We start from the raw sequence: 1,291 nt of genomic DNA on the forward strand, positions 1-1,291 counted from the left end.
GCCCGGCTTCAGCCCGGCTTCCGAGGCGGGGCTGTCCGGCCGGACGCCGACGATGGCGGCGCCTTCGGTGCCGCGGGGCAGCTCGAGCCCGGCGCGGGCGGCCTCGCGCAGCGGGGCGAGGGCGATGCCGAGCTGGCCGCGCTGGCTGGACTCTTCGCTCTCGCCGGCATTGGCGGCTTCGCGGTCCTGCAGGGCGGCGACGTTGATGGCGACGCGCTGCTCGGCCTGGTCGCGGCGCAAGGTCAGGGTGGTGGCCGCCCCCGGGCGCAGGTCGCCGATGGCGCGGGCCAGGTCGCGCGGCGACTTCACGGGCGTGGCGTCGACGGCGGTGACCACGTCGCCGGGCTTCAGGCCGGCGCGGGCGGCGGGGCTGTCCTTCTCGACCTCGGCGACCAGGGCGCCTTCGGGCTTGGGCAGGTGCAGGGCGCGGGCCATGGTGGCGTCGACCGGCTGGGTGCTGGCGCCGATGAAGCCGCGCTCGACCCGGCCGTGGTCGCGCAGCTGGGCGACGACGGAGGCGACCAGGTTGGAGGGGATGGCGAAGCCGATGCCGATGGAGCCGCCGGAGGGGCTGTAGATCGCGGTGTTGACGCCGATCACCGCGCCGTCGAGGCCGAAGAGCGGGCCGCCGGAATTGCCGCGGTTGATGGGCGCGTCGATCTGCAGGAAGTCGTCATAGGGGCCGCTGTGGATGTCGCGGCCGCGGGCGGAGACGATGCCGGCGGTCACGGTGCCGCCGAGGCCATAGGGGTTGCCGACGGCCACCACCCAGTCGCCGGGCCGCGCCGCGTCCGAATTGCCGAGCTTGAGGAAGGGCAGCGGCGTGTCGCTCTTCACCTGCAGCAGGGCCAGGTCGGTGCGGGGGTCGCGGCCGACGATGCGGGCGGGCAGCTCGCGGCCGTCGTCGAGGGTGACCTTCACCTCGGTGGCGCCGTTGACGACGTGGTTGTTGGTGACGATGTGGCCTTCCGCATCGACGATGAAGCCGGAGCCGAGCGCCTGCATGCGCTGGGCCGGCTGGGCGCCGCCCTTGCCGCCGTTCTCGTTGCCGAAATAGCGGCGGAACATGCGGTCCTGCGGCGAGCCCTCGGGGAAGGGGCTGTCGGCCTGCTCGGGCTGGGCGCGCTCGGTGGCGGTGATGGTGACGACGGCGGGGCGGACGCGGGCGACCAGATCGCCGAAGCCGGGCAGGGCGATGGGGGCGTTGGTCGTCGTCGTGGTCTGGTTGATCGGGGGCGCGGGGTTGGCGGGCGCCTGGGCAAAGGCGGGCCCGAAGCCGGCGGCGCCGCCG

The 1,291-nt window shown here is 74.9% G+C and carries 1 protein-coding gene; it reads right to left on the reverse strand.

The features are described 5' to 3' along the window. The coding region (locus tag BKE38_RS29605; RefSeq protein WP_076960662.1) for a Do family serine endopeptidase at window positions 1-1,291 on the reverse strand (1,291 nt) is incomplete at both ends.

Origin of the sequence: Teichococcus deserti (assembly GCF_001982615.1) — a bacterium.
Taxonomy (GTDB): domain Bacteria; phylum Pseudomonadota; class Alphaproteobacteria; order Acetobacterales; family Acetobacteraceae; genus Pseudoroseomonas; species Pseudoroseomonas deserti.